The following is a 7833-nucleotide window of genomic DNA, read 5'->3' on the forward strand; positions in this document are numbered from 1 at the left end:
CCACCCCCGCGGGCGAGGATGCCCCCACCACCAGTGCCGGAGACCACCCTTCCGACCCGCCATCGGCGTCGGCGGGTGGCGACGGCACGCCTCCCTCCCACGAGGGCGCAGGCGGGGACCCGTCGATGAAGGAGAACAGCGGCGACCCGCAGGCCGACGGACGGCAGAAGCAGTGCGCCCCCGGCTCCGGGGACCCGGTGGACCTCACCACCGGTCAGATGTTCATGGGCCAGACGGATCTCGAACTGCCCGGCGTGCTGCCACTGGTGCTCCGGCGGACCCATTTCTCCGACTACCGCGTCGGCCGCTGGTTCGGCCGAAGCTGGGCGTCCACACTGGACCAGCGCATCGAAATCGAAGACGACGCGATCTACTTCGCCGACGAAGACGGCGCGCGGCTGCGCTATCCCCTCCCCGGCGCGAACGGCCATCCGGTCCTCCCGGCAGCCGGGCCGCGCTGGCCGCTCGAACGCGCGGACGACGGCACGTACCGCATCAACCGACCGGAGCGCAACCAGGTCCTGAGTTTCCAGCCCACCCAGGCGCCGGTGCGGCCGGTCGCGGAGATCACCGACCGCAACGGCAACCGCATCGAATTCCGTTACGACAGCGCCGGCTCACCGGTCGAGATCGTTCATTCCGGGGGGTACCGGATCGGCGTGGACACCGCGGACGGCCTGGTCACCGGGCTGCGGCTGCTCGCGGACCAGAACCAGGAGCAGGACCGGGACACCCGCACCGTCACCGACACCGACATTGTGCTGAAGCGGTTCCGTTACAACGAGCGGCGGCAGCTGGCCGAGGTGCTGAACTCCTCGGACCGTCCGATGCTGTTCGACTACGACCTGGCCGGCCGCATCACCCGCTGGCAGGACCGCAACGGCGAGTGGTACCGGTACGAGTACGACGGACGAGGCCGCGTGGTCCGTACCGAGGGCTCCGGCGGCGCGCTGACCGGTACCTGGCTCTACGACACGGAAAACCGGGTCACCGTCTACACCGACGCGCTCGGCAACGCCAGCACCTACCACTACAACGAGGCCTATCAGATCGTCCGGGAGATCGACCCGCTCGGCCACCAGGTGCTCCGCGAGTGGGACGGGTACGACCGCCTCGCCGCCGTCACCGACGCGCTCGGGCGAGTCACCCGCTACACCTACGACGAGGCCGGCAACCTCACGACCGTCACCCGGCCCGATGGCACCCAGGAACTGGCCGAGTACAACGAGTTCGGTCTGCCGGCCACGGTGGTCGACCCGAACGGCGCGGTGTGGCGCCACCGCTACGACGGGCGGGGGAACCGCGTCGAGACCATCGATCCACTCGGTGCCCGGACCCGGTTCGGCTATGACGAGCGCGGCCACCTCACGTCCGTTGTGGACGCGATGGGAAACGCCCGGAGCCTTGTCACCAACGCCGCCGGCCTGCCGATCGCGGTCACGGATCCGCTCGGCGCGACCACGCGGGGATCCCGCGACCAGTTCGGCAGGCTGGCGAGCGTCACCGACGAACTCGGGCGCGTCACGCGCTTCACCTGGACCGTGGAGGGCGAGATGCTCACCCGCACGGATCCGGGCGGTGCCACCGAACACTGGCGTTACGACGGCGAGAGCAACCGGGTCGAACACGTCACCGCGGACGGCCGCGTCACCAGGATGCTGACCACGCATTTCGACCTCCCCGCGGCGCAGATCGACCCCGACGGCGCTCGCACCGAGTTCCGCTACGACCGGGAGCTCCGGCTGGCCGAGGTGATCAACCCCGTGGGCCAGGTCTGGCACTACGACTACGACGCGGCCGGGAACCTGGTCCGGGAGCGGGATTTCGACGGACGCGAGCTCGTCTACCACTACGACGCGGCCGGGCAACTCGTCCGGCGGGTCAACGGAGCCGGTGAAGCCGTCGACTACGTGCGCGACCCTCGGGGCCACGTCGTCGAACAGCGGACGTCCGACGACACCGCGCGGTTCGAGTTCGACGCCATCGGCCGGATGGTGCGCGCGGTGAACGCACACGCCGACGTGGTCTTCGAGCGCGACCTGCTGGGCCGTGTCCTGGCCGAAACCGTGAACGGGCGGACCGTTTCCTCGCGTTACGACGTGCTCGGCCGCCGGGTGTACCGCCGCACCCCGACCGGCGCCGAGAGCGAATGGAGTTTCGACGCGCGGCATCAGCCCGTCGCGCTGCGGACCGGCGGGCGAACGGTCTCCTTCGGATACGATCCGGCGGGCCGCGAGACCGAGCGCCTGCTCGACACCGGCACGATCCTCGCGCAGAGCTGGGACATCGCCGACCGGATGACGGCCCAGACACTGTCCACAGTGGCCGGCGGGCGCGCGACCGCTCGCCCGATCCGCCGCCGCGAATACCGGTACGGGCCCGGCGGCCTGCTCTCGGCGGTCGTCGACCGGGACGGCACGCGGTCCTTCGACCTCGACCCGGCCGGCCGAGTGACCGGCGTCGAAGGACCGGGGTTCACCGAGAGCTACGCCTACGACCGGGCGGGCAATCTCGCCGCATCGCCCGATGTCCGCTACGGGCACGACGCACAGGGGCGGGTGGTGCTGCGGACGCGCAAGCGGCTCTCCGCGAAGCCCGCCGTGTGGCGCTATTCCTGGAACGCCGAGGACCGCCTGACCGCCGTGATCACCCCGGACGGCACGCGCTGGCGTTATCTCTACGACGCGCTCGGGCGCCGCATCGCCAAGCAGCGGCTTGCCCCGGACGGCCTCCTCCTCGAACAGGTCGACTTCTCCTGGGACGGCACGGCGATCGCGGAGCAGACCCACGGCTCCGGGTTGGCGGTCAGCTGGAACTACGAGCCCCGCAGCTACCGGCCCGCGACGCAGGTCGAACGCGTTCCGGATCCGCAGGGCTCGCGGGAATGGGTGGACAGCCGGTTCTACTCGATCGTCACCGACCTGGTGGGAACGCCGACGGAACTGGTCGACCCGTCGGGCAACACGGCCTGGCGCTCCGCCACCACGTTGTGGGGCACGGCATTGGGGGAGGTGACGAACACCGCTTCGACACCCTGGCGCTTTCCCGGTCAGTACCACGATCCGGAGACCGGCCTGCACTACAACTTCCAGCGCTACTACGATCCGGTCTCCGGGCGCTACTGCAGCAAGGATCCGCTGGGACTGGCCGGTGGCCCGAACCCGAGCGGCTATGTGCGCAACCCCTGGCACTGGATCGACCCGTTGGGACTGGCGGAGAGCTGCGACCCCCCGCTGCCGGAGCGGCCGGAAAGCAGCCCCGCCTATTCGGTGGCCTACGAGGCCCAGCTCGACCCCGCCAAGGACTTCCCCGGCCGCAGCGACAAGCACCATTTCGCGGTCGGCAACCGCCAGTTGCACGCCGCCTTCGAATCCGATCCGGCCTTCGCGAAGGCCATGAACGAGCAGTACCCGGGCATTGTCGACAACGTGAAGCCGGGACCCCGTGGGGCCTTCCCGCGCACCTCCCCGCACGAGGATCTAACCTGGCACCACGAAGCCAACCGGCCGGGCACACTGCAGCTCGTTCCCCGGGCGCACCACGCGGGGCCCGGCCCCGTCCAGGGGTCGCTCCACCCGGGTGGCCGCGGCGGCATGGAGAATTGGGGAGGTGGCCGGCGCCGATGACCGGTACCGATGAGGCCAGGCCCTGGCTGACGACCTGGGGCGAGGTTCTGGGCGCGCTGCCGTCCTTGCGGCGCAGCGACATGGTGTGTTTCGGGAGCGGGCCCTCCTCCCCCGGAGACGGTTGCCTGGTCGCGGACAGTGCCGATCTCGACGAGGACGAGGACGTGCCGCCCGAGGCGGCCGAGCGCGACTGGAACACGGCGCTGCTGAAGGAAGAGATCGAGGACATCCTCGGCAATCTCCGGCAGCAGATCGGCGACCCGTCCACGGAGCTCACCCTCCGCGCGATCGCCTACTTCGTGGACCACGACGCCTTCCTCACGGTCGGCTAGTTCCCCGCTCCGGCCCCGTCGGTGCCGCTCTCGGTGTCCTCGGCGGCCGGTTTCCGGCCGGTGTGGTTGAACAGCAGGTTGAGCCCGAAGGCGACCACGGCGGCGTCGATGATCCCGCTGCCGGCGATGACCTGAACCGCGGCCGGGAAGGCGTGGTAGAAGTGCGGCACGAAGACCGGCAGCAGGCCGACGCCCAGCGCGGTCGCGGCGATGGTGAGGTTGTGGCCGTGGTCGAGTTCGGCTCGGCGCAGGGTGGAGATGCCGACCATGGCGACCATGGCGAACAGCACGAGGCTCGCGGCGCCGATGACCGGGCCGGGTAGCGCGGCCACCAGTCCGCCGATCTTCGGCACCAGGCCGAGCACGACGAGGATGGCACCGGTCACCGCGGTGACGTAGCGGCTGGTCACCCTGGTCATGCCGATCAGGCCGACGTTCTGGGCGTAGACGGTGTCGAGGAAGGCGTTGAACACCCCGCCGAGCAGGCCGGAGAAGCCGTCCGTCGCCAGGCCCCGGGCCAGTCGGGGGCTGTCGACCCGATCGCCGGTCGCCTCGCCCACGGCCATGATGCTGGCCGTCGACTCGGTGAAGATGACCAGCATGACGATGCACATCGACACCACGGCCGCGACCGGGAAGCTCGGTGCGCCGAACAGGAAGGGGCTGGTCAGCCCGAACCACGGGGCCGCGGCGAGCCCGGAGAAGTCGACGAATCCGAACGGGACCGCGAGCGCGGTACCGAGGACGAGCGCGAGCAGGACCCCGATCCGGCCGACGAACCCGCGCCCGACCCTGGCCAGCAGGACGATGATCGCGATCACGGCGGCGGCCGGCGCGAGCCGCCTGATCGAGGCGTAGTCCGCCGCGGCCGGGTCCGGCCCGGCGATCATTCCCCCTGCGGTGCCGATCAGCGAAAGCCCGACGACAGTGATCACCACGCCGGTGACCAGCGGCGGGAAGAAGCGGATCAGCCGCGAGAACGGGACCGCGACGAGCAGGCCGAACACGCCGGCGGCGAGCATCGCGCCGTAGACGGCCCGCACGCCGTACTGCCCCTGGATCAGGATCATCGAGGTGAGCGCGGAAAAGGTCGCACCGGTGACGACCGGCATCCGCAGCCCGAGGACCTTTTTGAGCCCCAGGCTCTGCACGGCGGTGACGATGCCCGCGACCAGCAGGTCCGCGTTGACCAGCAGCCCGATCGTGCGCTCGTCGAGACCGGCGGCGGCGCCGAACACGAGGGGAACCGTGACGCAGCCGGTGTACATGATCAGCATGTGCTGCAGGCCGAGCAGGACGGTTCGGGCCGCGCTCAAAGTGCTCCCGATCGGTCGTTGGGGAGAAGACATCGCGGAACTCCGATCGGTGGAGTCGACAGGGCCATGAGCTGTTCTCGTTGCTTACCGCGACCGGGCGCTCGATATCCACCCTACTGACCCTTCACCAAGGGCGACGGGCGCGTTCAGCCACTCCGCGCCGGCCGCGGAGCTCGAATCCATTCCGGAGAGTTCGGGGCCTTGGTCGGCCCGGCGTTGCTCGTCCGGAATTCCCGCACGAGTCCTAAGTGGAAGTGACCGAACCGGTCGCGGCGTGTCCAAAAGGGCCCGTCACCGCCGGCCACGGTGGCGTTGTCCCCCGTGCGAGCTACCCGCAGGTGTCCACCGCACGGTGATGATCCCGGCCCGTCCGGCCGATAGCGTTCGGGGCACCCGCAGCGCTCCGGCTGCGGAATCCGGATCGGCGCCGGGAATCGGATGGCGTCGAAATACCCTTCATGGAGTAATGATGTTCCGCAATGTCAGGGCAACCGCTTTCGTCGCACTGTTCTGTGCCGTGGGCGGACCGGTGCTCGCCGGATGCGACGAGGACTCGGACTCGGACGCGGGTGCCTCGACGCCGTCGACCGTGGCCAGCGCCCGCACCTCCGATCCGGATCCGATCTCCGGCACCGTGAAGATCACCGTCGACGGCCGGTCGGTGAACGTGTCCTGTTCGGGTGCCGCGGCCGGAGACCGGCCGGTCGTCGTCCTGCTGCCCGGCCTGGGCGACGGTCTGGACAAGATGGCCGACTTCCAGAAGACGCTGAGCGAAAAGGGCCGGGTCTGTTCCTACGACCGGCTCGGCGAAGGCGCGAGCGACCAGCCGAACGGCCCGCAGAGCTTCGACAGCACCGGCAAGATCCTCACCGGCGTGCTGGACCGGGTCGCCGGCCGCCACCCGGTCGTGCTGGCCGGGCATTCCCTGGGCGGGCTGATCGCCGCCCGGTACGCTCCCGCCCATCGCGACAGGGTCGCGGGGCTGGTCCTGATGGACGCCACCCCGTCGACCATCATCGCCGACACCAAGACCCTGATCCCGGAGTCCGCCACCGGTCCGGCGGCCGACCTGCGCGCACAGAGCATCGCGGTCTACGGCGGCGACAACCCGGAGAAGCTGGCCTTCCAGGACGGGAAGGTGGATTCCGCCGGCGACATCCCGGTGGAAGTGATCCAGCACGGGCAGCCCTATCTCGCCGCCCTTCCCGAGTACGGGGCCGGACTGGAAAAGGCGTGGTCCGAAGGACAGCGCAAGTGGCTCGAATTGTCCAGCCACAGCAAGGCGACCACCGCGCCCAACAGCGGCCACTACATCTACGTCGACCAGCCCGATGTCGCCGTGCAGGCCATCCAGCGCGTCACCGCGGAGGCCGGGAAATAACCGGCCCACTGCGTCACCTGCCGCGTCACCTGCCGCCGGATCGAGGTGGGATTCCCTTCCAGGATCCGGCCCCCGCCCGGCGGCCCGCGCTGCTCGCCCGCACGTTCCGGACGGTCTTCCCGTCTCCCCGTGCCGGACCGGATCACGATCCCGGCCCGGCACGGGGAGATCCCCGCCCTGCCGCTACCCTCGTCGGGTGATCGACCTCCGGCGCGGCACGGACCGGTGGCGACGGTTCGACGTCACGGTCCGGGACGCCCCGCTCGCGCTGGTGCTCGCCCTGGCTTCGGTGGTGCCCACCCTGGACAACCACGGTACGCAACTCGGGGACGTGCCCGCCCGTCCCATGGACGCGCTGAGCATCGTGGTGGTCGCCCTCGAATGCCTCCCGCTGATCATCCGCAGGCGGTGGCCCGCCGTCTGCCTTGTCCTGGTGTCGATCGGCTTCGCCCTCGACCAGCTCCGCGGCTACCACACGGTCGCGGGGACCGCGCTGCCGCTCGCGCTGGTCAGCACGGCAGCCCACCTGGACCGGTTCCGGTGGACCACCGTGGCCCTGGCTTCGGCGGCCTACATACCGCTGGCCATCGCCCTCGCGCGGAACGAGACGACCGAAGGCGTCACCGGGTTCGTCACGTTCTACCTGGCGCTGGCTCTCGCGTGGGGGATCGGGAGCTGGCTGCGGCAGTCCCGTGCCGCCGAGGAGGAGCGCCGCCGCCACGTCGCCGAGACCACCCGCACCGCCGAACGCACCCGCATCGCCCGCGAGCTCCACGACGTCGTGACGCACCACGTGACCGCGATGGTGGTGCAGACCGAAGCGGCGCGCTACCTGACCGGCTCTCCCGAGCGCCTCGACCAGGCCCTGACCGCCATCACGGACTCCGGCCGCCGGGCCATCACGGACCTGCGGCACCTGCTCGACCTGCTCAACCCCGACCACGACGCCGAGGGGCGAAGCCCGTCCCCAGGCGATCTCCGCACCCTCGTGGAGCAGACCCGGCAGGCCGGTCAGCCGGTGGAGTTCGCCGAAGAAGGCAGCCGGAGCGAGGCGACCGGCAGCGCCGAAGCAACGGCCTACCGCGTGGTGCAAGAAGCTTTGACGAACGCCCTCAAATACGCGCACGGCAGTCGCACCACGGTTCAGGTGCGCTACGGGAACAGGGAGATCATGGTGG

Annotated in this window: 5 protein-coding genes; 4 read left to right on the forward strand and 1 reads right to left on the reverse strand. The window is 70.4% G+C overall.

Going from position 1 to position 7833, the window contains the following annotated elements; genetic code table 11:
* The first annotated feature begins 125 nt into the window (after positions 1-125).
* Positions 126-3626 carry a DUF6531 domain-containing protein gene (locus FNH05_RS26500; protein ID WP_144591434.1) on the forward strand — a complete coding sequence of 1167 codons (3501 nt, stop codon included), beginning with the start codon at positions 126-128 and terminating at the stop codon, positions 3624-3626.
* Positions 3623-3958, forward strand: a complete 336-nt coding sequence (locus FNH05_RS26505; protein ID WP_144591435.1) for a DUF7716 domain-containing protein — start codon at positions 3623-3625, stop codon at positions 3956-3958. The genes FNH05_RS26500 and FNH05_RS26505 overlap by 4 nt, the downstream gene beginning before the upstream one ends.
* On the opposite strand, the gene FNH05_RS26510 is transcribed toward FNH05_RS26505, so the two are convergent.
* Positions 3955-5274, reverse strand: a complete 1320-nt coding sequence (locus FNH05_RS26510) for a nucleobase:cation symporter-2 family protein (protein ID WP_342781621.1) — start codon at positions 5272-5274, stop codon at positions 3955-3957. The two genes, FNH05_RS26505 and FNH05_RS26510, sit on opposite strands and share 4 nt — an antisense overlap.
* A 466-nt stretch (positions 5275-5740) precedes the next feature.
* Between FNH05_RS26510 and FNH05_RS26515 the strand changes: the two genes are divergently transcribed.
* On the forward strand, positions 5741-6655 hold the full coding sequence (locus FNH05_RS26515) for an alpha/beta fold hydrolase (RefSeq protein WP_246127954.1): 915 nt from the start codon (positions 5741-5743) through the stop codon (positions 6653-6655).
* Positions 6656-6851: 196 nt separating this feature from the next.
* Positions 6852-7833 (forward strand): sensor histidine kinase (locus FNH05_RS26520; RefSeq protein WP_144591437.1); only part of this gene is annotated, 982 nt, incomplete at its 3' end.

Origin of the sequence: Amycolatopsis rhizosphaerae (assembly GCF_007713715.1) — a bacterium.
Lineage (GTDB): Bacteria > Actinomycetota > Actinomycetes > Mycobacteriales > Pseudonocardiaceae > Amycolatopsis_E > Amycolatopsis_E rhizosphaerae.